A 23,041-nucleotide genomic window follows, 5' to 3' on the forward strand; every position below is an offset into this window, starting at 1 on the left:
CTCTCCGAGGCGAGGGACCAACCTACCGAAGATGGGTGACTTCAACCTCACGGTCATCTTGGACGCCATCCGCCGCGCGCCGGGCGGCTTGAGCCGGGTGGAGCTCGCCCAGATAGTCGGACTCTCGCCGCAGACCATCTCCAATATTTCCCGCCGCCTGCTGGACCAGCACCTGATCGTCGAGGCAGGCAAGGAGGGCACCGGACCGGGCAAGCCAAGGACCATGCTCCGGCTCAATCCCGCAGGAATGTATGCGGTGGGCGTGCACCTGGACCCCGCCGTACTCACGTTCGTCGTGCTGGACCTGCTCGGCGCCGTCGTCAGGCACTCACGGATCATCACCCCGCCCGGCACCGACCCCCGGGCGGTCATTGACACCATCTCGGACGAAATCAAGCGGCTCATCATGGACTCCGGGGTGGACCCGGAACGGATCGCCGGGCTCGGGGTTGCCTCACCGGGCCCCATCGACCTCAACGACGGCGCCGTCGTGGACCCGCCGCTGCTGCCGGGCTGGGACCACGTGGGGCTGCGGGATGCCCTGGCCGAAGCCACAGGCCTGTCCACGATCATGGACAAAGATGTGACCGCCGCAGCCGTGGCCGAAACCTGGGCCGGCGGCCCCAGCGGCGAGGGCAGCTTTGTCTTCATGTACATGGGGACCGGGATCGGCTGCGGGATCGTCCTCAACGACGAAGTGGTCCGCGGAACCTCGGGCAACGCCGGGGAAATCGGACACATCATCGTGGACCCGGGCGGCGCCCTTTGCGACTGCGGACAGCGCGGCTGCGTGAAATCCTCCGCCATTCCGCAGGTCCTCGTGGCGCAGGCCGAGGCGGCCGGCGTACTGGATGGATCGCTCCAGGAAAGGAGCGCGCCGGCGGTCCAGGAGCGGTTTGCCCAGTTGTGCGCGATCGCCGACGCCGGCAACGAAGAGGCCAAGGAAATCATTCGACGGTCCGCCGTGCTTGTGGCCCGTGCCGTCTCGGCCATCACCAACGCCCTGGACGTGGACCGCGTGGTCTTTGGGGGCCCGTTCTGGACGTGCCTCTCAGCGGCCTATCTGGAGCTAATCCCGGCCCTGGTGGACGCGAACAGCGCCACCCGGAAGATCCACGGGATCGAAGTGGTGGGCACAGGAGTGGGCGAGGACGTCGGCGCCGTCGGTGCCGCCTGCCTGGTGCTGGAACACACGCTTGCCCCGCGCTCCCAGCGCCTCCTCCTCGAAGGATAGACGTCGCTGGTGGGCTGACCCGGCCCGGCCGCCTCAGCGGGCCAGCCGGGCGTCAGTCGATGTCCTCAACGACCGTCCCATAAGGAATAGTGTCGTCCAGATGCGCCTGGTGGCCGGTGGGGCCGCGGTTGTAGGAGACCCGCACCCCGTGCGACTTATCTGCGGCCGACTGCATGAGGACGGGCCGGACCGTGTTGATGAAGCTCTCGCTCTTGCCGGCGAGGTACTCCTTGTAGCTGGCTGGAAGCTGAATCATGGCAACAGGATAGTCCTGACCGCGTGCGTTGGGGAGAGCGGCCGTGCCGGCCGGAAACCGCCCCTTCGGCGAACATAATTCTGCCCGGCACCGCAAACGGCCGTAAAGGTGCGTCTTAATTCGGACGCCGACTTGAAGGGCCCCGCTGCCCGGCCTTAGAGTTCTATACAAGTTACCTCAGTAACGTGTCAGCGATCCTCCGCTGAAGGCTGCCCCCAAGGCAGCCCAGGAGGGTGTGGGTGCCCCCATGTGGGCCTGACATTTGCTCACGGACAACTTCGTATCAGGCGTAACAGTCGCGGCTGCGCCCTGCTGAAGTTCCCTCCGTGTTCCCCAAACTCAATTCACTGCCGACGGTGTTTCCGTATCTGTATCCGGTCATCCGGGTTTCCGGTCTCCTGACGGCAGTGTTCACAGCCAAGGACGCAAATGTCACCACCAAGCCTTATCGACACCCATCCCAATCTTGGCGGCGCAGCCCCTGTTGCGCTGTCCTACGAGCTGTTTCCGCCGCGGTCGCCCGCGGCCGCCGAATCCCTCTGGACCACCATCGGCGAACTGGAAGCCACGGACCCGGACTACGTCTCCGTGACCTACGGCGCCAGCGGCTCCAACCGCAGCACCGCCGTCGAACTCATCAACCGGCTCGTGCAGGAAACGACGCTCCGGCCCCTGGCCCACCTGACCTGCGTCGGGAACTCCCCGCAGGAACTGGCGGAGATCATCGGCGAACTGCTCGACGTCGGTGTCCGCGGCATCCTCGCCCTGCGCGGTGACCGGCCCAAAGACGGCGCAACCCCGCCGCCGGGATCGCTCCGGTACGCCCAGGACCTGATCGAACTCATCCGCCGCGTGGAGCAGCGCCGCTCGGCACTGCTGTGCGCCGGCAAGGTGGCGGTCGGCGTCGCCGCCTACCCGACCCGGCACCCGGAATCCCCGAGTGAGGCGCACGACATCGAGGTGCTGCTGGCCAAGCAGCGCTCCGGCGCCGACTTCGCAATTACCCAGGTCTTCTTCCACACCGAGCAGTACGCCGACCTCCTGACCCGGGCACGCCGGGCCGGGGTCACCATACCGATCATTCCCGGGGTCATGCCGCTGACCAGCCTCCGGCGGCTCGCCCGCCTCGGCGAGCTGACCGGCGTGGAACCGGCCCCGGAACTCATCGAACGCCTCGCGGCCGCCGATACCGACGCCGAACGGACCCGGATCGGGGTCAGCGCCACGGTGGATCTCGCCAACGCGGCCCTGGCCGCCGGGGCCCCCGGCATCCACCTTTACACGTTCAATGAGCACGCCGCCGCCCTGGACGTGCTGGACAAACTCGCCCTGCCCCGGCCGCGAAGCGGCAACCGCGGCAACCGGCAGGGCGGCAACCGGCACGGCGCCGGCCGCATCAGCGCCTCCCGGCGTGCCGCCAGCCAGCTCGCCAGCTGAGCACCCACCTCCGTCATCTGTCAACGACAACTTCAAGGACTTCCCATGACTGAACTTCTCACCACCCCCTTCCCGTCCGCCTCGATCCTCGGCTACCCGCGAATCGGCCGCCGCCGCGAACTCAAGAAAGCCGTCGAGGCCTACTGGGCCGGCAAGATCGACGCCGCAGCCCTGGACGCCGCCGCCAAGGAAATCCAGCTCGGCACCGCCAAGCGCCTCCAGGGCCTTGGCCTGACTGAAGCCGCGGCCGTCCCCGGCACCTTCTCCTACTACGACCAGGTGCTCGACGCCGCCGCCCACCTCGGCGCCGTGCCGGCCCGGTTCGGGAACCTCCTCAACGCTGAGGGACAGCTCGACATTGACGGCTACTTCACCCTGGCCCGCGGCAACAAGGAACAGCAGCCGCTGGAAATGACCAAGTGGTTCGACACCAACTACCACTACCTCGTGCCGGAAATCGGCCCGGAGACCAACTTCGCGCTGACCTCCAACCGGATCGTCGAGGAATTCGAGTACGCCCTCGCCAACGGCGTGGAAACCCGCCCGTACATCGTCGGCCCGGTCACGTTCCTGCTGCTGAGCAAGGCCTCCGACGACGCCCCGGCCGGCTTCAGCCCGCTGTCCCGCCTCGAGGACATCCTCCCCGTGTACGCCGCACTGCTTCAGAAGCTTGCCGCCGCCGGCGCCAGCTGGGTCCAGCTCGACGAGCCCGCCCTCGTGGTGGACCAGGACACCCCGGCCGTGGAAATCCAGGCCGCCGTCGCCCGTTCCTACGAGGCCCTCGCCGCCACGGCCCAGCGCCCGCAGCTTTTCGTCTCCACCCCGTACGGCGCGCTCAACGGCCAGCTCGGCACGCTCGCCGCCACCGGCATCGACGCCCTGCACCTGGACGTCTTCAAGGGCGAGGTCCCGTCCGCCGCGGCCCTGGCCGCGCTGGGCAACAAGACCCTCGTCGCCGGCGTCGTGGACGGCCACAACATCTGGCGCAACGATCTCGCCGCCTCCGCGAAGAAGATCGCCGAACTGAAGAAGTCGGTGGCCAAGCTCGCCGTCAGCACCTCCACCTCCGCCCAGCACGTCCCGCACGACGTCGACGAGGAAGTCCAGCTGTCCGAGCAGCTGCGCAGCTGGCTGGCCTTCGCCGACCAGAAGGCCGTTGAAGTTGTCACCCTCGCCGGTCTGCTGAGCGACCCCGAAGCCGTCCAGCCCGCCATCGACGAGGCCACCCGCGTCATCGCCTCCCGCGCCGAGGCCGAGGGCGTCCGCCGCGGCGACGTCCGGGCCCGCACCTCCGCCCTGACCGACGCCGACTTCAACCGCTCCGCCTACGCGGTCCGCGAGGCAGCCCAGGAGAAGGCGCTGCACCTGCCGCCGCTGCCCACCACCACCATCGGATCCTTCCCGCAGACCTCGGAAATCCGCACCGCCCGCGCCCGCGCCAACCGTGGCGACCTCACCACGGAGCAGTACGAGCAGCTCATGAAGGAAGAGATCAAGCGCGTCGTGGAGCTGCAGGAAGAGCTCGGCTTCGACGTCCTGGTCCACGGCGAGCCCGAGCGCAACGACATGGTCCAGTACTTCGCCGAGAACCTCGAAGGCTTCGACGTCACGGTGCACGGCTGGGTCCAGTCCTACGGCTCGCGCTGCACCCGCCCGTCCATCCTGTGGGGCGATGTCACCCGCAGCGCCCCGATCACGGTGGAATGGGCCAAGTACGCGCAGTCCCTGACCAACAAGCCGATGAAGGGCATGCTCACCGGCCCGGTCACCATCCTCGCCTGGTCCTTCGTCCGCGATGACCAGCCGCTCGGCGAGACCGCCAACCAGGTGGCCCTGGCCCTCCGCGACGAGATCGCCGACCTCGAAGCGGCCGGCATCAAGGTCATCCAGGTGGACGAGCCGGCCCTCCGCGAACTCCTGCCGCTGCGCAAGGCCGACCAGGCCGCGTACCTGGACTGGTCCGTGAAGTCCTTCCGCCTCTCCACGGCCGGTGCCGCGGACGCCACCCAGGTCCACACCCACCTGTGCTACTCCGAGTTCGGCGCCATCATCGACGCGATCGACGGCCTCGACGCCGACGTCACCTCGATCGAGGCCGCCCGCTCCCGCATGGAGGTTGTGCACGACCTCGAGTCCCACGGCTTCGGCCGCGGCGTGGGCCCGGGTGTCTACGACATCCACTCGCCCCGCGTCCCGGGCGAGCAGGAAGTCACCGAGCTGCTGAGCACCGCGGTCAAGCACGTCCCGTCCCGCCAGCTCTGGGTCAACCCGGACTGCGGCCTGAAGACCCGCGGCTACGCCGAGACCGAAGAGTCCCTGCGCAACCTGGTCACGGCCACCAAGACGGTCCGCGCCGAACTGCTCCAAGCCGCCAAGTAACCCGCTCCAGCCAAAACGACGCCGGCCGGYCACCTYGCRAGGTGGCCGGCCGGCGTCGTACGTTCTTGGTCATCGATTGCTGAGCAGTCGCCCTTTTGGGCGCTCAAAAGGGCACCTGCGGAGCAGTGGATCCAAGTTCGCCGGCGATTCAGGATTCCCAGAGGATTTCGTCGTCGACGACGCCGTCCTCATCCGCGGAGGCGACGAGGACCTCGTCGGTGAAATGCTGGCCCAGCGTGAAGTCGAGGACGAAGTAGCGTTCCGGCTGGCCGGGGTAGATGCCCACGTGGCCGAGCTTGAGCGCCTTGAGGAAGACCTCGTCGGTCAGCTGGCTCTTGTTCTCGACGCCGAAAACCTTCTTGAGGTGTTCGTCCTTGATCGCGTTGCAGTGGAAGTGGCGGTACTCCTGGGGGCTGGTGCCTTCCTGGTCCAGTTCCTCGGCGATCATTTCGCGGACCTGGTCCACGAGCTCGGGCAGGAAGCGCAAGCGGTAGTCAACTTTGTGCATGGCCGCTTCATCGAAATGGTCATGCGCGTTGACATTCAGGTCAAGCTCCACGGTCTGGCCAGCCAGCTCATGCGTGGCGGTGAGATTATGGTCCCTTCCGTGGTTGAGCTCGACCTCGCCGAAGTGCTTGCTCGCTACCTTGTTCATATGTTCAACATAGTCCTGAAAACCGGACCATTCCAGCGTTGGCAGGGTTTTATCGGGTGCCGGACCGGCGGATGGCCGTGTGACTGTACATTGATCGGATGCAGCATGTAATCTCGCCCGTCGTCCGTGCCCGTGCCGTGTTCGACGCCGGGACCACGCGTCCACTCACCTGGCGGCTGGATCAACTGCGCGGGCTGCGGCGCATGCTGGCGGAACGGCAGGCGGACTTCGCCGAATCCCTCGCCCACGATGTGGGCAGGCACCACACCGAGGCGCAGCTGGCGGAGATCGGATTCGTTGACGCAGAGGCGGCACATCTGGAGCGGCACCTGGAAAACTGGCTGCGGCCCCGCCGCGTGCAGGTGCCTCCCGCAGTGCAGCCGGCCCGTGCCTGGACCGAACTCACTCCGCTGGGCGTGGTGCTGGTGATCGGGCCGTGGAATTACCCACTGCAACTGCTGCTCGCCCCGCTGGCCGGAGCCCTGGCCGCGGGAAACACAGTAGTGCTCAAGCCGAGCGAACACGCCCCGGCCACCTCGGCCGCGCTGGCCCGCTGGATTCCCGAATACCTGGCCGGCGCCGCCGAGGTGGTTGAGGGCGGCATCCCGGAGACCACAGCGCTGCTGGCCGAACGCTTCGACCACATCTTCTTCACCGGGGGAGAGGCCGCGGCCAAGGTGGTGATGCGCGCGGCCGCCGAACACCTGACTCCCGTGACGCTGGAGCTCGGCGGCAAGTGCCCGGCCTATGTCGATGCGTCCACGGACCTGGCCACGGCGGCCAAACGGATCGCCTGGGGCCGGTTCATGAACGCCGGGCAGACGTGCGTCGCCCCGGACTACGTCCTGGCCCGCGAGGAGGTCCTGGAGCCGCTGCAGGCCGAGCTGATCAAGGCCATCACGGCGCTCTTCGGAACGGACCCGGCGGCGAGCCCGTCCTACGGCCGGATTGTCGATGACCGCCACTTCGCACGGCTCGCCGCCCTGGCCGACGCCAGCACAGTGGTGCACGGCGGACAGCGCGACGCCGCCAGCCGCTACCTAGCGCCGACCCTGCTGCGGCCGGCGCCCGGCGACGCCGTCATGGCCGAAGAAATCTTCGGCCCGCTGCTGCCGCTGGTGCCCGTGCGCGGGCTCGACGCGGCCATCGGGGAAGTCAACGGGCGCGCCAAACCGCTGGCCCTCTACGTCTTCAGCAAGGATCCCGCGACGCGCCGTGCCTTCGCCGAGCGGACCTCGTCCGGGGCGTTGTGTTTCGACGTTCCGGCGGCCCACCTCTCCGTCCCCGGGCTTCCGTTTGGCGGGGTAGGCGGCAGCGGCATGGGCGCGTACCACGGGGAACATTCGGTGCGGACGTTCTCGCATGAGCGCTCCACCCTGGACAAGCCGCTGTGGCCGGACACGCTGGAACTCATCTACCCGCCGTACACCCGGACCAGGCACCGGATCATCGACGCGCTGGTGGCGCCGGTCGGAAAGCGGGTCAGGCCCTAACCGGCTTCCACACCGTCCCATTCGACCTCGACCCAACGCGTCCCCTCGTCGTCCCAGGACTCCGAGTGCCCCAGCAGGGCTATGTCCTCGAAGCTCGCCTCGATGCCATGGCGCTGCAGCGTGTCCCGGAGTTCCTCAGTGGCCGCCCGGATGGCCGCGGCGATTACCTCGGGGTTGTCGGAGGAGACGGGCCGGGAGGCTGAATAGCTTTTGTTCATGGCCCCATCCTTCTTGATCGGGCGCCGGAGGGAAACCCCTCCGCAGTTCTTTGAGGTGTGGTCTTTCAGCTCGGCCCTTCGGGCTCAATCCTTTCGCACGGTGCTGAGCCTGTGCATCGTCTCGGCCAGCAGTTCCACGAACAGCTGGACCTGGGCGGTCCGCTTCTCGTTGATCAGCAGGGCGAAAACATTGCGGGCCAGCCTGATCTCCGGAACATCGAGGACCACGACGCCGGCAGGCCGGTGCCGCAGGGCCAGCTCGGGGACCAGGGCGGCGCCGAGCCCGGCGGCCGCCATTTCCAGGCTGGCATGGAAGTCATCGCTGTAGGCCACCACACGGGGGTGCAGGTTGCAGCTCGCGAAGAGGCGTTCGATCACCGTGGCATCGGATGTGCCCGGGTGATGCATGATCCAGGGCATGTCCGAGAGATGCGGGGCGGCCACCTTGGAATCCGTGCCGATGCCCCAGGCCGCGGGCAGCACCACCCGGAAGTCGTCGTCGCCGATCCACTGCCGGTCCACGGTGTGCGGCCAGGCGAGGCCGGACTGTCCCACCTGGTACACCAGGGCAACGTCGAGTTCGCCGCCGGTCCGCAGCCCCTGGATGGTCTGGGCCGGTTCCGCGACCGAGACCCGCAGATCGATGCCAAGCTTCTTCCAGGCCGGGTTCTGCAGGATCGGCGGCAGCACATAGGTGGCGAGGCTCGGGAAGATGCCCAGCCGCAGCTCCTGGCTGGGGCTCTCCTGCGCCCGTGAGGCGGCGGCCATGAGCGTCTCGATGTCGGTGAGCACCTTGGCTGCGTGCCGTGTCATGACGACGGCGGCTTCCGTCGGCTGGATGCTGCGCGCCGCCCGCTGGAACAGGGTGACGCCGGTGTCACGCTCCAGTGCCGACATTTGCTGGGAGACGGCCGAGGCCGTGTAGCCGAGCCGGGCCGCGGCGGCCGCAAACGATCCAAGCCGGATCACTTCGACAAGGGTCCGCAGATGGACGGGGTTGATCAAGGGCTGCCCTTCGCCTGGTAGCGGGTCCAATGTGGCGGGTCCACGGGACGGGACCGGAAATCCCGCTTCATTGTGGCATATCCGGCCTACCCCGGGCGGCCAGGGTTGGCTGCACGGAATGTCTGCACGGCACGGCCATGCCCATGCATGAGACTTCGAGGGGCCCCAACCGAGCGACGGTTGCCGGCGCCGCAGGCGGTGAACTGAAAGCCGACCTGAAAAATGCGGAATCCATACTCATCCGGCCGCCCGACGGCAACGAATAGCCCACAAGAGACTTCGGGCTAGAGAAGTATTTGGGCTAAACAACAGGAGCAGACCAGTGTCGCAAGCAGCAGGGATTCCGGGAGGACGGCGGGTCGCCGTCATCGGCAGCGGAGTGGCGGGGCTGACCGCCGCCTACGTGCTGAACGGGCGGGACCGGGTGACCCTCTTCGAGGCGGACGCCCGGCTCGGCGGCCACGCCCACACCCACGATGTGCCGCAGCAGAACGGGCCCACCCTGGGCGTGGACACCGGCTTCATCGTGCACAACGAGCGGACCTACCCCACACTCCTGCGCCTGTTCGCCGAGCTCGGCGTCGAAACCCAGGACTCCGAGATGAGCATGTCCGTCCGCTGCGACGGCTGCGGCCTGGAATACGCCGGCGCACGGCCCAACGGGAGCGGCATCATTCCCCGGCCGTCCACCCTGCTGCGCGGCCGCTACCTGCGGATGCTCTTGGAAGTCACCCGGTTCCACCGCCGGGCCCGCGCCCTGCTGGCGGAACCCTTCACGGGAACAGGCACCGGCACAGGACACGAGCTCACCCTGGGCGAGTTCCTGGCCCGGGAAAAATTCAGCAGCTACTTCATCTCGCACTTCATGACCCCTGTGGTCAGCGCCGTCTGGTCCTGCGACCCCACCACCGCGCTGGCCTACCCAGCCCGCTACCTGTTCACCTTCCTGGGCCACCATGGCCTGCTCGGCGTCAAAGGCTCGCCGCAGTGGCGGACGGTCACCGGCGGCTCGCGCAGCTACGTTGACAAGGTGGCCAAGACCCTGCCGGACATCCGGCTCGCCAGCCCTGTCACCACGGTGCACCGGCACGCCGACGGCGTGGACGTCACGTCCGCGCTGGGTGCCGGGACTGTGCGCGAGACCTTTGACGCCGTCGTGATCGCCACCCACCCGGCACAGGCCCTGCGCATGCTCACCGGGGCCTCGGCCGCCGAGAGGGATGCCCTTGGCGGCATGCCGTACTCGGTGAACCAGACCATTTTTCACCGCGACGAAGCCGTGCTGCCGGCCAGCCCCAACGCCCAGGCATCCTGGAACTACCGGCTGCCGTCCTGCGATGCCCGGCCGGACAAGGTCCTGGTCAGCTACGACATGACCCGGCTGCAGCGGCTGGAACCCGCGGACGGCGGCCGGTACATCGTCAGCCTCGGCGAATCCGAACTGATCGACGGCGCTGCGGTGCTGGACCGGATGGTCTACGAGCACCCGCAGTACACCCCGGAGTCGCTGAAGGCGCAGCAGCGGATCCTCGGACTCGGCGACGAGCGCCTGGCCTTCGCCGGCGCCTACCACGGCTGGGGATTCCACGAGGACGGCGCCTTGTCCGGCCTCAAGGCCGCCGCCCGGCTGGGCCGTGACTGGGACGATGCCGCCGCCCTGAACGAGGAGTACCGTTCCGTGGCCGTAGATCCTGACCTGCAGGCCGTCTCCGCGGAGGGCTCATGAGCGCAATTGCAGCCATCTACCGCGCCGCCATCTATCGCACAGTCATCTCCCATGTGCGGCGCACCCCGCTGCGCAATGCCTTCACGTACCGCAGCTACAGCTGGTATGTGGACGTCGACCACCTTCCGCAGTTGCCGCGGCTGCTCCGGCCGCTAGCCGGCTTCCGGGTGGAGGACCATCTCGGCGATCCGGACGGCACGCTGCGCGGCAATGTGGAACGCTACCTCGCCACCCAGGGGATCGGGCTCGACGGCGGTCGCATCACCATGCTGGCCAGCGCCCGGGTGTTCGGGCACGTGTTCAACCCGCTAAGCGTGTTCTGGTGCCATGACAGCGCCGGTGAGTTGCGCTGCGTCGTCGTCGAGGTCCACAACACGTACGGGGAGCGGCACTGCTACCTCCTCGAAACCGACGCCACTGGCCGGGCGAGCGTCCCGAAGGCGTTTTACGTCTCCCCGTTCAACGACGTCGACGGCGAGTACCGCATGAAGCTCCCCGAACCCGGTGAACGGCTTGCCGTATCGATCGTCCTGGAGCGGGAGGGCCAGCAGCCCTTCATCGCCACCATGGACGGCGTCCGCCACGAAGCGACGCTGCGGAACATCGTGTCCGCGGCGCTCGCGGTACCTCTGGCCCCGCTGCGTGTTGCGGCGCAGATCCGCTGGCAGGGCATCAGGCTGTGGGCACGCCGCCTGCCCATCATCAAGAAACCACACCACCCTTCACAGGAGGCAGTTCAGTGACTATGACCGAAGCGACCGGATCCGGCGCGGGACGGGCCCAGGGCGCCACGCGCAGCGGAGCCGTCAGCAGCAGGGTGCCTTACACCGTTCCCCAGCCGCCCGTCGCCATCGACGCCGCCATCTGGCCCAGCATCGCGACGGTGCCCTCGAGCCTGAAGGCCCGTGTGGCCGGACGCGCTGCGGACGCCATCTTCAAGGCGGCCGTGCGCAGGCTGCCGCTGGAAGTCCGGTACGCGGACGGCACGATATTGGGCAAGACGGCACTGGGAAAGGCGCCGGGCAATGCCGTTCTGGAGCGGGCTGCCTCGGACCAGGCACCCGCCGAGCAGACGCCCGCCGGCACCGCCTACCCCGTCATGACCATCAACCGGCCCGACGACTTCGCCGCCCGGCTCGGCGACGGCGGCCTGATCGGCCTGGGCGAGTCCTTCATGGCCGGCGACTGGGACGCCGATGACCTCACCGCCGTCATGGAGGTGTTTGCCTCCCGCGTCGGCACGCTCGTGCCCGAGCCGCTGCAGAAGCTGCGCGGCCTGTACCTCCCGCGCCAGCCGCGCAGGGAACGGAACACCGAGAAAAACACCCGCTCCAACATCTCGCGGCACTACGACCTCTCCAACGAGCTCTTCGCCTCGTTCCTGGACAGCACCATGACGTACTCCAGCGCCCTCTTCCCGGAAAACGGCGACGCCCTGCGGAGCGTGGCCTGGGACGGGCTGGCCGCCGCGCAGCAGGCCAAGATTGACCGCCTCCTGGACAAGGCCGGCGTGAAGGAAGGCACCCGCGTCCTGGAAATCGGCACCGGCTGGGGCGAGCTCGCCCTGCGCGCCGCCTCCCGCGGCGCCACCGTCTACTCCGTCACGCTCTCCAGCGAACAGCAGGAACTCGCCCGCCGGCGCGTGGCCGAGGCCGGCTACGCCGACGCCGTCACGATCGAGCTGAAGGACTACCGCGCTGTGGAGGGCGAGTACGACGCCGTCGTCTCGGTCGAAATGATCGAGGCCGTCGGCTTCGAATACTGGGCCACGTACTTCCAGACAATCGAGCGGGTCCTGGCCCCGGGCGGCAAGGTGGCCGTCCAGGCCATCACGATCGCCCACGACCGCCTCATGGCCACCCGCACCAGCTACACCTGGGTGCACAAGTACATCTTCCCTGGCGGGGTCATTCCGTCCGTCCGCGCCATCGAAGACATCACCGCGAAGCAGACCGGACTGCGGGTGCGCGAACGCCTCGCCATGGGCGACCACTATGCCCAGACCCTGAGGCTCTGGGAGGAGCGGTTCATGGCCCGCGAAGACGAGGTGGGGGCCATGGGCTTCGACGCGGTCTTCCAGCGGATGTGGCTGTTCTACCTGTGCTACTCCCGGGCCGGGTTTGAAACGGGCTATCTCGACGTGCAGCAGATCGTGCTCGACAGTGCCCTTACGAACGGTGCCGCCACCAAGGGCGCGGCCTAGACCGAGCACCAGCCGAGGTCCTGAATAGGTCCTGAATAGGTCCCCGTGGCGCCGGTCACGGCATGACGGCGCAGGGTATGACGACTCGGGTGTTAGAACAATCACGATCCAATGAGGCGGGCACCACGGTGCCCGCCTCTTTCGTGTGCCCGGACACCAGATGTAGTGGCCGGCGCCACCATGCCGCGCCCGTCCGGAGGGGCGCGACACGCCGTCTGCGGTGCGACACGCGGGGGTGATTAATGTGGGTAACTACTGCACAGGGTGTGGATTTCGTCCGCCAAAATGGCGGAAATCCGGACATTTGGAAGGCCCCCTCCTGTGGATTAACGGTGGGTTAAATGACATACTTGTAATACATCATCTTGGGGTCCACATGAGGCTCTTGCACTACATGTAGTATCGAACTACAGTTCCAGCAGAGCATCAGCGCGGGACAGTCGGAGCCGGGGAAGCGCTCCGAAGAAGACTTCAACAAAGGGGACTAGGACCATGACCRTTACGGTTTACACGAAGCCGGCCTGCGTTCAGTGCAACGCGACCTACCGCGCGCTGGACAAGAAGGGCATCGCCTACCAGAGCGTCGACATCTCCCAGGATGCGGAGGCCCTTGAGCGCCTGAAGTCCCTGGGCTACATGCAGGCCCCCGTCGTCGTCACCGACCAGGATCACTGGTCCGGTTTCCGCCCGGACAAGATCGAAGAACTGGCGCAGGCCGCAGCCGTCGCTGTAGCCTGAATCGCTCCGTAGCCGGAAGCGCCCAATCGCCTGAAACACTCAGGGACGCCGCTACCAGGCACGAATTCACGGTAGATGAGGTGACCACCGTGGTTGTAACAACTGAAGATCTGGTAGCTGCCACGGCTGACAGCGGGGAAGCGGTCAGCACAGCAGCTCCCGAACTAACACACTGCCGCCTCATCTACTTTTCCTCCACCTCCGAAAACACGGCACGCTTCGTTGCGAAGCTCGGCCTCGACGCCGCCAGGATCCCCCTCTACCCGAGGGACGCTCCGCTGGTGGCCCGGGAGCCCTACGTGCTGGTGGTGCCGACCTACGGCGGCACCGGGGGAGAGGGATCTGTTCCAAAGCAGGTCATCAGGTTTTTGAACGACCCGGGCAACCGGAAGCTGATCCGCGGAGTGATCGGCGCAGGAAACACGAATTTCGGGGACAACTACTGCATGGCCGGCGACATCATCGCCGCCAAGTGCAAGGTCCCGCACCTATATCGCTTCGAACTCATGGGGACGCCGGAAGACGTCAACCGCGTACAACAAGGATTGGAAGAGTTTTGGACACGACTGTCGCAGACACAGCAGTAACTGAGGGCGCAGGCACCCACGCGGCCACCGCCACCGCAGCTGAGAAGCAGGAAAAGCACGAGATGCCGGCCGCCTACAAGGGCCTGGGCTACCACGAACTCAACGCCATGCTGAACCTCTACGGCCCCAACGGAGAGATCCAGTTCGAGGCCGACCGCGAGGCCGCGCACCAGTACTTCCTGCAGCACGTGAACAACAACACCGTGTTCTTCCACGACCTCGAGGAAAAGCTCGACTACCTCGTCAAGAACGAGTACTACGAGCGCGAAACCCTCGACCAGTACACGATGAACTTCATCCGCGAGCTCTACAACCGCGCGTACAAGAAGAAGTTCCGCTTCGAGACCTTCCTCGGCGCGTTCAAGTTCTACACCTCCTACACGCTGAAGACGTTCGACGGAAAGCGCTTCCTGGAGCGCTACGAGGACCGCGTCTGCATGGTTGCCCTGCACCTGGCCCGCGGCGACGAGAAGCTCGCCACCCAGATGGTGGACGAGATCATCGAGGGCCGCTTCCAGCCGGCCACCCCGACGTTCCTGAACGCCGGCAAGAAGCAGCGCGGCGAGCTGGTCTCCTGCTTCCTGCTGCGCATCGAAGACAACATGGAGTCGATCGGCCGGTCCATCAACTCCGCGCTGCAGCTCTCCAAGCGAGGCGGCGGCGTGGCCTTCGCGCTGACCAACATCCGCGAAGTCGGCGCGCCGATCAAGCAGATCGAGAACCAGTCCTCCGGCGTCATCCCGGTGATGAAGCTCCTCGAGGACAGCTTCTCCTACGCCAACCAGCTCGGGGCCCGCCAGGGTGCCGGCGCGGTGTACCTGCACGCGCACCACCCGGACATCTACCGCTTCCTGGACACCAAGCGCGAGAACGCGGACGAGAAGATCCGCATCAAGACCCTCTCGCTCGGCGTTGTCATCCCGGACATCACCTTTGAGCTGGCCAAGCGGGACGAGGACATGTACCTGTTCTCCCCGTACGACGTCGAAAAGGTCTACGGCATGCCGTTCTCCGACGTCTCGGTCACCGAGAAGTACTACGAGATGGTGGACGATTCCCGGATCAAGAAGACCAAGATCAAGGCGCGCGAGTTCTTCCAGACGCTCGCCGAGATCCAGTTCGAATCCGGCTACCCGTACATCATGTTCGAGGACACCGTGAACCGGGAAAACCCGATCGACGGCAAGATCATCATGTCCAACCTGTGCTCCGAGATCCTCCAGGTCTCCCAGCCCACGACGTACCACGATGACCTGTCCTACGACCAGACCGGCAAGGACATCTCCTGTAACCTGGGTTCGCTGAACATCGCCAAGACGATGGACTCGCCGGACTTCGGCCTGACCATCGAGACGGCCATCCGGTCCCTCTCGGCAGTGTCTGACATGTCCAACATCACCTCGGTGCCCTCGATTGCCCGCGGTAACGACCAGAGCCACGCGATCGGCCTCGGCCAGATGAACCTGCACGGCTACCTGGCCCGCGAGCGGGTCCACTACGGCTCCGAAGAGGGCCTGGACTTCACCAACATCTATTTCTACTCGGTGGTGTACCACGCAGTCCGCGCCTCCAACCTGCTGTCCATCCAGACCGGCCAGACGTTCGGCGGCTTCGAGAAGTCCAAGTACGCCTCCGGCGAGTTCTTCGACAAGTACACCGAGCAGGAATGGGTCCCGCAGACCGAGAAGGTCGCCGAGCTGTTCAAGAACATCCACATCCCCACGCAGGATGACTGGCGCGAGCTGAAGGCCTCTGTCATGGAGCACGGCATCTACAACCAGAACCTGCAGGCTGTGCCGCCCACCGGCTCGATCTCCTACATCAACAACTCCACCTCCTCGATCCACCCGGTGGCATCCAAGATCGAGATCCGCAAGGAAGGCAAGCTGGGCCGCGTGTACTACCCGGCGCCGTACCTGACGAACGACAACCTGGAGTACTACCAGGACGCGTACGAGATCGGCTACGAGAAGGTCATCGACACTTACGCCGCAGCCACGCAGCACGTGGACCAGGGCCTGTCCCTGACACTGTTCTTCAAGGACACCGCCACCACGCGCGACATCAACAAGGCCCAGATCTATGCCTGGAAGAAGGGCATCAAGACCATCTACTACATCCGTCTCCGCCAGCTCGCGCTGGAAGGGACCGAGGTGGAAAATTGTGTCTCGTGCATGCTTTGATCAACTGAAATCGGTAGATTTTGAGTGATCGGTTGAAATGATGGAAACGACGACGGCGATGGGCGGCTTGGTCTACGGCATCCGGCTTCGGCGGGAGGTCGAGTACCGCTACGTCGGTATCACGACCAAGACGGCCAGTCGTCGTTTCCATCAGCACCTGCGAGTGGCTGCTGAGGGTCGTAAGACGCCGTTCTACGATTGGCTCCGAAAACACGATCCGGCTGATCTCATCGCGGGCGAGCTGGATTGGATTGAAGGTCTGCCCGAGTTGGGGCAGGCGGAGATCGAGTGGATCAGCTATCTGCGACGCGAAGGGGATCGTCTTCTGAACATTGCGGATGGCGGCCTAGGCCCGACCGGCGTCGTCTGGACTGAAGAACAGCGCGAAACCGCCCGCATCAGGAGCACGGGCCGTAAGGGACTTAGCCGGCCAGGAGCCGAGAACCCGTTTTATGGCGGCAAGCACAGCCTGGAACAGCGGACGAAGTGGGCGGAGGACCGCAAGGGAACTAACTCCGGACCGGAGAACCCGAACTTTGGGAAGTTCGGCGCGGAGCATCCAAGTTTTGGGCATTCGGTCAGTGAAGAAACCCGCAAAGCACTTTCAGAAGCCAAGAAAGGTGCCGGCAACCCGAACTTTGGGAAGCAGGCCAGTGCCGAAACCCGTGCGAAAATGTCAGCAGTAAGGAAGGGCCGTCCCATGCCTTCCAGTCAGCGAAACGCCCATACCAGACATCACACCAACAAAGGCATAGAGAAAGCCGACTGCAAGTATTGCGTCGAGGACTCAGCCAAACCCAGTCTCTCTTCAGAAAGCGAGTCGGAGTCATGACAGAAAAAGTAAAGCTTCTCAGCCATGTTGAGGCGATCAACTGGAACCGCATCCAGGACGACAAGGACGTGGATGTCTGGAACCGCCTGGTCAACAACTTCTGGCTGCCGGAGAAGGTGCCGCTGTCCAACGACGTGCAGTCGTGGGCCACGCTGACCCCGGACGAGCAGCAGCTCACCATGCGCGTGTTCACGGGCCTGACCCTGCTGGACACCATCCAGGGCACCGTCGGCGCCGTGTCGCTGATTCCGGACGCCCTCACCCCGCATGAAGAGGCTGTCTACACGAACATCGCGTTCATGGAGTCCGTGCACGCCAAGAGCTACTCCTCGATCTTCTCCACGCTGGCCTCCACCAAGGAGATCGACGAGGCGTTCCGCTGGTCCACCGAGAACGAGAACCTTCAGAAGAAGGCCCAGATCGTCATGGACTACTACCAGGGCGACGACCCCCTCAAGCGCAAGGTGGCCTCCACGCTGCTGGAGAGCTTCCTGTTCTACTCCGGCTTCTACCTGCCGATGTACTGGTCCTCGCGGGCCAAGCTGACGAACACGGCCGACCTCATCCGCCTGATCATCCGCGACGAGGCTGTGCATGGCTACTACATCGGCTACAAGTTCCAGAAGGGCCTGGAGAAGGTCTCCGAGGAGCGCCGGCAGGAGATCAAGGACTACACGTTCGAGCTGCTCTTCGAGCTGTACGAGAACGAGGTCCAGTACACGCACGACCTCTACGACTCCGTCGGCCTGGCCGAGGACGTCAAGAAGTTCCTGCACTACAACGCCAACAAGGCCCTGATGAACCTGGGCTACGAGGCCATGTTCCCGGCCTCCGTCACCGACGTGAACCCGGCGATCCTGTCGGCCCTGTCGCCGAACGCGGACGAGAACCACGACTTCTTCTCGGGTTCGGGTTCGTCCTATGTGATTGGCAAGGCTGTCAATACTGAGGACGACGACTGGGACTTCTAGTCCTCTGAGAGATGTCACCCTAATTGGAAGTACGGCACCCTATTTGGAAGAAACGCATCGTCTAGTTGGAAGTTGTGAGGTTCCACGCTACGTGGCCATTTCCCAACTTAGATGGCCACGTTTCACGGTAGTTGGCCAACTGATTCCCTCAGCTGGCCAACTACCGGGCCCCTTTCAAGCGTTCCCTGACGAGTTCGGGCTGATGCCCACAGCATGAGCCGGGCTTCTTCACTCAATGACCGCTGCGCCGGGCTTCATATCGCCCACAGGTAGACCCCAGCCAACGATTGCTTGAACGTGTGCCGGCGAGCCGAGACCCCGATTTCCAAGGACGTGGAACGTCCTTTAGATGGAGCGAACACAACGAGGGCGAGATATATCCATCGTGCGGAAAAGCTCCCCGGCGGTCGACGCCTCAAAGACAGCTGAACAGCACGGGCCGGTGAATGGAGGGCAGCATGGCGCCTAAAGGGCTGAGCCAGAGCAGGATCAACTGGTCCCAAATCAGTGAAGTTGACTTCAACCAAGTCGTAGAAGTCCTGCTTCTCAAAATGTATGACAAGAAGCCGTACAAGGCGGAGGTCCTCAGAGGCGCCGGTGGTGATGGCGGCATCGATGTTGCGGTGCGGCTGGAAGACCGGGTGGTCAAGATCTTCCAGCTTAAATACTTTCCTGAAGGTTTCACTGGTGGGTTCCGGGATTCACGCCGCCCCCAGGTGCGGAAGTCATTCGAGACCGCCTGGAAAAACCATGCCCCGGATGAGTGGATTCTAGTGATGCCGCCAGATCCACATAAGAATGAACGCGACTTCGTTGACGGGTTTGCAGCGAGCAAGGACGTGGATGTTGATATCTGGGGACAGGAAAAGCTGGCAGCGGCATTGACCGATCATCCGGAGGTTGAACGTGCCTTCCTTAGGGACGAGCTAGTAGATGTGCTGCGGATGATCAACCAGGAGAAAGCCGGCCTGGTAGGCAACGCGGATCTCTCTGAACGAATTGGCGCTCTTCTATCGCTCGCCAATACGCGAAGTAGGTACTGGGACACAACTTTGATCACCAGTGGCAACGTTGTCTTTGAGGACTACGTCGCCAAGCACCCAGAGGCCATGGAGAAGGAGCCGATCCACACCCAACTTACGCTTAGCTTCGGACCAGAGCACAAGGATGTGGCAGAACAGCTCCAAGAGAACTTGGCTTACGGGCTGCTGAATGATTTTGATCTGCCTGGCAGTGCGGCCTCTTTTACTCGTATCGGACCAGCGTGGGTTGCACCTCTACCTCAGATGAACATCGAGAAAGTGCGACTATCTCCAGCTGCATTTGAAAAGTCTGAGGGTTCGCATGCGCCACCCATAACACTTAACGTCCTAGATCAGCATGGTTTCATCAGAGGACGATATGAAGGCCGTATAGCGCAACGAGCCAAAGGTGGCGTCGGAGCGACCTTCAAATGTCAGTTCATGAATGTAGTAACGCTCATCTTCAAGCTGCCGTGGTCCGAGAATGCGGGTGAAGGCAGCTGCAATCTCACATTCAACGCGCCCGGTGGTTCTGTACGAGATGTGCACGCGGCCATCAGAATGCTTCGTATCCTTCGATCAGGGAACAAGATCGAGATGTATGCCGGCGGGGGGCGTCTTGCATCTCTGGTGTTGCACGCCCTTCAGGATTCCGGAGGCAGCAGCGATGAGTGGACCGAATCGTTGGTGGATGACCTGTATGTCATTGAGCAAGCCCTCGGAGACGTCTGCTTCGCCGTTCCGGATCAAACAACGCGCACCGAGCGCGTTGAAATTCGCATTGCCCGGCTTCTTCTTGAGGGCTACCAGACGGTTATGCCTCCTGGGCGGAGCTTGACGATGACTCTGTCTGGCGGAACCGATGATGGACTAGAGAGGCTCCTGCTGGAGGGTGGCGCAWTCTGGGCTCAACAGCCCACGACCGCTGTTGAAATCCTGGGAGGTAAATACAATCTGGGAGCGGGATATACCTATCACCCCAACGTGAAGGCCGTGGATGGTGAGCGTATTTGGCAAGACCTCAAAGCCGGGGAAGGGGCCGGCGAGAAGGTCAGGCTGAAAGCTGCCGATGGCACGCCTTTCCGGGTTTGGCTCCAGACTGTCACCGGATCAGAAGAGGGCAGCCAGCCTCTATACAAGCCTTGGGGCATACCGACGATTGATGATCCGATACTAGAGGGCGTACATAAGTGACCGCGGATCACGAGAAGGTCAAGCGGGCGCATGAACTGAAGGCGCGGGGTCTCAAACCATCGGACATCGGCAAGATCATCGGAGCCAGCCGCGCTACCGTCTACCGGTACCTGAGCATGCAGTCCTGAGCAACGACGGCGTCTATCCCGAAAGCCATATTCGAACTCACGTATTGGGTATCTGCTTAGCTGAAGTAGTTTCTGCGAGGATGTGAGGCTGCGTTGGGCCGCACCCGCGCCGTTGCCGCCGTCATTCGCGTCGGTCCGGCTCCCCGCGGGAGCGCCGCGGCCATCGAGGAGAGGTCCTCTGGGTGGAAGRCGCGGTGTGATGCCGGGCTGCCGCGGATTAGGGGAGCGAGTCGGTCGCCGATGGGGCACCGGGTCCATCATCCGAACTGTCGGAAACGGGCACCGGACAGACGTCGACCTCGAGCGGTCTCCTGCCTACGATTGGAGCGTCACGCCCCAGTCGACGTGGCATTAGTTCCGGTCCATGCACCGATCCAATTGGCAAGGAGATCATGATGCTCGGAGAACAAATCGGGGAACTCAACGGACAAACCATCAGCACGCGGGTTCTGGAAGACATTGGTCTCGGTCCGCGCACCGAACTGACCGACCATCAGGTCGGCACGCTCTGCGGTGTCCAAGTTGACGCCACGGTCACCTACCTCGGCACGATTCGTCCCGGTGGCACGGTCGCCGGCGCCGGAAACGGTTTCGTCGTCACCGCAAGCGGGCAGACTGCGACCTTCACCGGCCACGGCGTCGGTAGATTCACCGGTCCGGGCCAACTCACCTGGCGGGGTGCACTGTTCTACGAAACCACGTCAGACGAGTTGAGCAGCCTCAACGGGATCGCGGTCTTGTTCGAGTACCAGGTGGCCGACGGCAAGTCCGAAGGCCGCCTGTTCGAGTGGAAGTAGCGCTGCACGACTCGGAAACCGACCTGATGCCCCCCTGTCCCGGTGAAGGATCCCTCGCCGGGCGGGCAGTTAGTTGCCCCGACCGCCTTGGTCACCAGGTCCCGATGGCGATCGATTCACTCGGGGGCTCGGTGAGGGTCCGCCTCGTGGGGAATGACTAGGTCCTTCAACGGCGCCGGGTCTGTGTTCGTTGCCTGCTGGAGGAGCCGATAGAACAGCAGCCCGCGGTTCTTGGCGGTGCGGCGGTTGAAGCGGAAGGTGAACTCGTCCAGGTAGTAGGCCAGCTGCTCCCTCGAGATGCCCTGGTGCAGGGTGCCGTCGATCCAGCGTTTGAGCTGGGAGGCGGCCATGTGGACGGCGGGCATGTTGACGTGCGCGGGGATGACCGATCCGAGCTGGGTGAAGTACTCGTGCTTGTAGCCGAGGTCGGCGAAGCGCCTCAGCTGTCTTGCCCCGTCGGTGGGATGGTGGAACCGGGGGCGACGACGCGCTGGCCGAACTTCACCAGGGCGAGYCTGCGGTCGGCCGGTCCGGGCTCGAGGCGGATCCGTCCGATCCGGTTGTGGTCCAGGTGCTCCGCGGCGACCAGGACCGAGATCTTGTCGGGGCCGACGCCGGGCATGCCGCGGTGGACCCCACCGATGAAGCTCTCGTCGACCTCGACAAGCCCGGAGAGCATCTCGCGGTCGGGCCGGACCATGGCCCGGCGCAGCTTGTGCATCCACGCCCACGCCGTCTCATACGATCTCATCCCCAGGACCCGCTGGAGGCCGAGAGCGGACACGCCGTTCTTCTGAGACGTCACGAACCACACCGCCGCGAACCACGTGCGCAGCGGAGTGCGGGTGCGGGCGAAGATCGTCCCGGCCGTCACCGACGTGGCCGGCGCCGGGCAGGTGGATGCACCAAGTGCCCGCCAAGTATCAGGGCCATACCCAAAGAGGTGAAGTATCACCTGCACGCCTGGGACGGGCACTAACACCTTCTCCTGGGCTGATGAGTCTGTGCACATTTGTTGAAGAGTAATACCCAAAGCCTGCTGCGGATGCGCCAGAGCGAGACCGGGCCGGTACCTCAACGGCATTGGGCAGCCCTCTGTGGGCGCTTCGGACGGAGCTTGGGAGGAATACTGGCGCCGTACGGAAGAGGCAGTGGAAGAAGCCCCCAAAAGATTCCTCCAAGGATGCTCGTACCAAAGTCCATCCGGACCTAATCGGACGAGACTGAATACTCCACCGGTCGAAGAACGGGCGACAGCAAGAGTGCGTTCATGTGCATCTTGTGACGGCGGGGCGTCGGCCCAGATCAGGCCAAGTCAGCCCTGGTCTGACTCGCAGGACGGCAGTTCAGCGTTCGATTCTGACAGCTTCCACGACGTCTTCCGCGTGCAGTGTGTTGGCCTGCCAGGACTCGAAACGACCATAGTTCCTCGGGTCAAGGATGTTCTCCCATCCCTGCTCGACTGCGGCCCTCAAATCCGCTGGCCGTTGCGCGATTCCTGCACCCCAGGCTCCCGCCCCCTGAGCCTGGCCCAGAAATCGTCGAACACGCGATTCATGCGGGCGATGTAGCCTTCATCGCTTTCGTCCGGGAGTGCGGGGATATGGGGGAACTTGTTCAGGACCGCATGCCAATCGCCATGGTGCGAGGGCAGCACCCGTTCCCGTGGCACCTTGCAGGTCAGCAGAACTTGCCCGATGGATTGCTTGCAGATGTCCGCTAGATCCTGGCGCGTGATCCGTGCCTAGAACCAGACGGCACCGTCACTCCCGGTGCTAAGTCGTGCTGCCATCTGCCGGAGCATCCAGTCATAGGCGCCGGCATGCAATGGCTCGACCAGGGAAGGTTCGGGCACAAGCACACCGGTTGAACGGAGGGCATCGAAAGCTTCGTCGCTCTGGATGGTGTGGAGAAGGAGCTGGTCTGCGGAGGTGTCGTAGCCAATCCGGCCCGGCAGGACGGCGTCCGCAGGGCCTCGCCGGT

At 64.6% G+C, this 23,041-nt stretch carries 19 protein-coding genes and 1 pseudogene; 15 read left to right on the forward strand and 5 right to left on the reverse strand.

Annotated elements, in window-relative coordinates; genetic code table 11:
- Positions 1 to 31 precede the first annotated feature (31 nt).
- Positions 32 to 1,234: an ROK family transcriptional regulator gene (locus tag AC1DR1_RS15365; protein ID WP_476992844.1), complete on the forward strand. Its 1,203-nt coding sequence runs from the start codon at positions 32 to 34 to the stop codon at positions 1,232 to 1,234.
- Positions 1,235 to 1,286: 52 nt separating this feature from the next.
- Here AC1DR1_RS15365 and AC1DR1_RS15370 read toward each other — a convergent pair whose 3' ends face one another.
- Positions 1,287 to 1,490, reverse strand: a complete 204-nt coding sequence (locus AC1DR1_RS15370) for a hypothetical protein (RefSeq protein ID WP_229993357.1) — start codon at positions 1,488 to 1,490, stop codon at positions 1,287 to 1,289.
- 429 nt (positions 1,491 to 1,919) lie between these two features.
- Between AC1DR1_RS15370 and AC1DR1_RS15375 the strand changes: the two genes are divergently transcribed.
- Together AC1DR1_RS15375 and metE are read left to right on the forward strand one after the other, a co-directional pair.
- Complete coding sequence (locus AC1DR1_RS15375; RefSeq protein WP_364743932.1) at positions 1,920 to 2,927, forward strand: methylenetetrahydrofolate reductase; 1,008 nt, start codon at positions 1,920 to 1,922, stop codon at positions 2,925 to 2,927.
- A gap of 45 nt (positions 2,928 to 2,972) precedes the next feature.
- On the forward strand, positions 2,973 to 5,306 hold the full coding sequence (metE, locus tag AC1DR1_RS15380; protein WP_476992845.1) for a 5-methyltetrahydropteroyltriglutamate--homocysteine S-methyltransferase: 2,334 nt from the start codon (positions 2,973 to 2,975) through the stop codon (positions 5,304 to 5,306).
- A 148-nt stretch (positions 5,307 to 5,454) separates the two neighbouring features.
- Here the strand turns inward: metE and AC1DR1_RS15385 are convergent, their stop codons facing one another.
- Complete coding sequence (locus tag AC1DR1_RS15385; RefSeq protein WP_476885153.1) at positions 5,455 to 5,961, reverse strand: DUF2004 domain-containing protein; 507 nt, start codon at positions 5,959 to 5,961, stop codon at positions 5,455 to 5,457.
- A gap of 98 nt (positions 5,962 to 6,059) precedes the next feature.
- Between AC1DR1_RS15385 and AC1DR1_RS15390 the strand changes: the two genes are divergently transcribed.
- A complete protein-coding gene (locus AC1DR1_RS15390) occupies positions 6,060 to 7,454 on the forward strand; it encodes an aldehyde dehydrogenase family protein (RefSeq protein ID WP_476992846.1) in 1,395 nt (464 codons plus the stop codon).
- On the opposite strand, the gene AC1DR1_RS15395 is transcribed toward AC1DR1_RS15390, so the two are convergent.
- On the reverse strand, positions 7,451 to 7,672 hold the full coding sequence (locus AC1DR1_RS15395; RefSeq protein WP_229994505.1) for a hypothetical protein: 222 nt from the start codon (positions 7,670 to 7,672) through the stop codon (positions 7,451 to 7,453). The genes AC1DR1_RS15390 and AC1DR1_RS15395 overlap by 4 nt on opposite strands.
- Positions 7,673 to 7,756: 84 nt before the next feature.
- Positions 7,757 to 8,677, reverse strand: coding sequence for a LysR family transcriptional regulator (locus AC1DR1_RS15400; RefSeq protein WP_229994507.1), 921 nt, complete (start codon positions 8,675 to 8,677; stop codon positions 7,757 to 7,759).
- 322 nt (positions 8,678 to 8,999) lie between these two features.
- Between AC1DR1_RS15400 and AC1DR1_RS15405 the strand changes: the two genes are divergently transcribed.
- The 11 genes from AC1DR1_RS15405 (at position 9,000) to AC1DR1_RS15455 (ending at position 21,058) form a co-directional block, all read left to right on the forward strand.
- Positions 9,000 to 10,403: an NAD(P)/FAD-dependent oxidoreductase gene (locus AC1DR1_RS15405; protein ID WP_476992847.1), complete on the forward strand. Its 1,404-nt coding sequence runs from the start codon at positions 9,000 to 9,002 to the stop codon at positions 10,401 to 10,403.
- Complete coding sequence (locus tag AC1DR1_RS15410) at positions 10,400 to 11,146, forward strand: DUF1365 domain-containing protein (protein WP_476992848.1); 747 nt, start codon at positions 10,400 to 10,402, stop codon at positions 11,144 to 11,146. Before AC1DR1_RS15405 ends, AC1DR1_RS15410 begins: the two co-directional genes overlap by 4 nt.
- A complete protein-coding gene (locus AC1DR1_RS15415; RefSeq protein WP_414645463.1) occupies positions 11,143 to 12,606 on the forward strand; it encodes a class I SAM-dependent methyltransferase in 1,464 nt (487 codons plus the stop codon). Before AC1DR1_RS15410 ends, AC1DR1_RS15415 begins: the two co-directional genes overlap by 4 nt.
- Before the next feature lie 492 nt (positions 12,607 to 13,098).
- On the forward strand, positions 13,099 to 13,344 hold the full coding sequence (nrdH, locus tag AC1DR1_RS15420; RefSeq protein WP_476992849.1) for a glutaredoxin-like protein NrdH: 246 nt from the start codon (positions 13,099 to 13,101) through the stop codon (positions 13,342 to 13,344).
- 89 nt (positions 13,345 to 13,433) lie between these two features.
- Positions 13,434 to 13,931 carry a class Ib ribonucleoside-diphosphate reductase assembly flavoprotein NrdI gene (gene nrdI / locus AC1DR1_RS15425; protein ID WP_476992850.1) on the forward strand — a complete coding sequence of 166 codons (498 nt, stop codon included), beginning with the start codon at positions 13,434 to 13,436 and terminating at the stop codon, positions 13,929 to 13,931.
- Positions 13,932 to 13,993: 62 nt separating this feature from the next.
- A complete protein-coding gene (gene nrdE / locus AC1DR1_RS15430; protein ID WP_364744034.1) occupies positions 13,994 to 16,114 on the forward strand; it encodes a class 1b ribonucleoside-diphosphate reductase subunit alpha in 2,121 nt (706 codons plus the stop codon).
- A gap of 37 nt (positions 16,115 to 16,151) precedes the next feature.
- Positions 16,152 to 16,946, forward strand: coding sequence for an NUMOD3 domain-containing DNA-binding protein (locus tag AC1DR1_RS15435; RefSeq protein WP_364743917.1), 795 nt, complete (start codon positions 16,152 to 16,154; stop codon positions 16,944 to 16,946).
- The gene (nrdF, locus tag AC1DR1_RS15440) at positions 16,943 to 17,917 is read left to right on the forward strand and encodes a class 1b ribonucleoside-diphosphate reductase subunit beta (protein ID WP_223916933.1); all 975 of its coding nucleotides are present in this window, start codon (positions 16,943 to 16,945) and stop codon (positions 17,915 to 17,917) included. The genes AC1DR1_RS15435 and nrdF overlap by 4 nt, the downstream gene beginning before the upstream one ends.
- A gap of 458 nt (positions 17,918 to 18,375) precedes the next feature.
- On the forward strand, positions 18,376 to 20,133 hold the full coding sequence (locus AC1DR1_RS15445) for a hypothetical protein (RefSeq protein ID WP_476992851.1): 1,758 nt from the start codon (positions 18,376 to 18,378) through the stop codon (positions 20,131 to 20,133).
- Positions 20,130 to 20,261, forward strand: a complete 132-nt coding sequence (locus AC1DR1_RS15450) for a hypothetical protein (protein WP_364743911.1) — start codon at positions 20,130 to 20,132, stop codon at positions 20,259 to 20,261. Before AC1DR1_RS15445 ends, AC1DR1_RS15450 begins: the two co-directional genes overlap by 4 nt.
- Positions 20,262 to 20,656: 395 nt before the next feature.
- Positions 20,657 to 21,058: a hypothetical protein gene (locus AC1DR1_RS15455; RefSeq protein WP_476992852.1), complete on the forward strand. Its 402-nt coding sequence runs from the start codon at positions 20,657 to 20,659 to the stop codon at positions 21,056 to 21,058.
- Positions 21,059 to 21,213: 155 nt separating this feature from the next.
- Here the strand turns inward: AC1DR1_RS15455 and AC1DR1_RS15460 are convergent.
- Positions 21,214 to 21,938 (reverse strand): annotated as a pseudogene (locus AC1DR1_RS15460) (IS1595 family transposase); the annotation flags it as partial.
- Between the last annotated feature and the right edge of the window lie 1,103 nt (positions 21,939 to 23,041).

This window comes from Arthrobacter sp. P4_F10 (genome assembly GCF_056401435.1).

Bases quoted from the DNA above. Each gene is read 5' to 3' on its own strand.
- nrdF (WP_223916933.1), top strand. From the start codon at position 16,943: ATGACAGAAAAAGTAAAGCTTCTCAGCCATGTTGAGGCGATCAACTGG.
- nrdE (WP_364744034.1), top strand. From the start codon at position 13,994: ATGCCGGCCGCCTACAAGGGCCTGGGCTACCACGAACTCAACGCCATG.
- AC1DR1_RS15395 (WP_229994505.1), bottom strand. From the start codon at position 7,672: ATGAACAAAAGCTATTCAGCCTCCCGGCCCGTCTCCTCCGACAACCCC.
- AC1DR1_RS15410 (WP_476992848.1), top strand. From the start codon at position 10,400: ATGAGCGCAATTGCAGCCATCTACCGCGCCGCCATCTATCGCACAGTC.
- metE (WP_476992845.1), top strand. From the start codon at position 2,973: ATGACTGAACTTCTCACCACCCCCTTCCCGTCCGCCTCGATCCTCGGC.
- AC1DR1_RS15365 (WP_476992844.1), top strand. From the start codon at position 32: ATGGGTGACTTCAACCTCACGGTCATCTTGGACGCCATCCGCCGCGCG.
- AC1DR1_RS15370 (WP_229993357.1), bottom strand. From the start codon at position 1,490: ATGATTCAGCTTCCAGCCAGCTACAAGGAGTACCTCGCCGGCAAGAGC.
- AC1DR1_RS15455 (WP_476992852.1), top strand. From the start codon at position 20,657: ATGCTCGGAGAACAAATCGGGGAACTCAACGGACAAACCATCAGCACG.
- AC1DR1_RS15435 (WP_364743917.1), top strand. From the start codon at position 16,152: ATGATGGAAACGACGACGGCGATGGGCGGCTTGGTCTACGGCATCCGG.
- AC1DR1_RS15390 (WP_476992846.1), top strand. From the start codon at position 6,060: ATGCAGCATGTAATCTCGCCCGTCGTCCGTGCCCGTGCCGTGTTCGAC.
- AC1DR1_RS15375 (WP_364743932.1), top strand. From the start codon at position 1,920: ATGTCACCACCAAGCCTTATCGACACCCATCCCAATCTTGGCGGCGCA.
- AC1DR1_RS15385 (WP_476885153.1), bottom strand. From the start codon at position 5,961: ATGAACAAGGTAGCGAGCAAGCACTTCGGCGAGGTCGAGCTCAACCAC.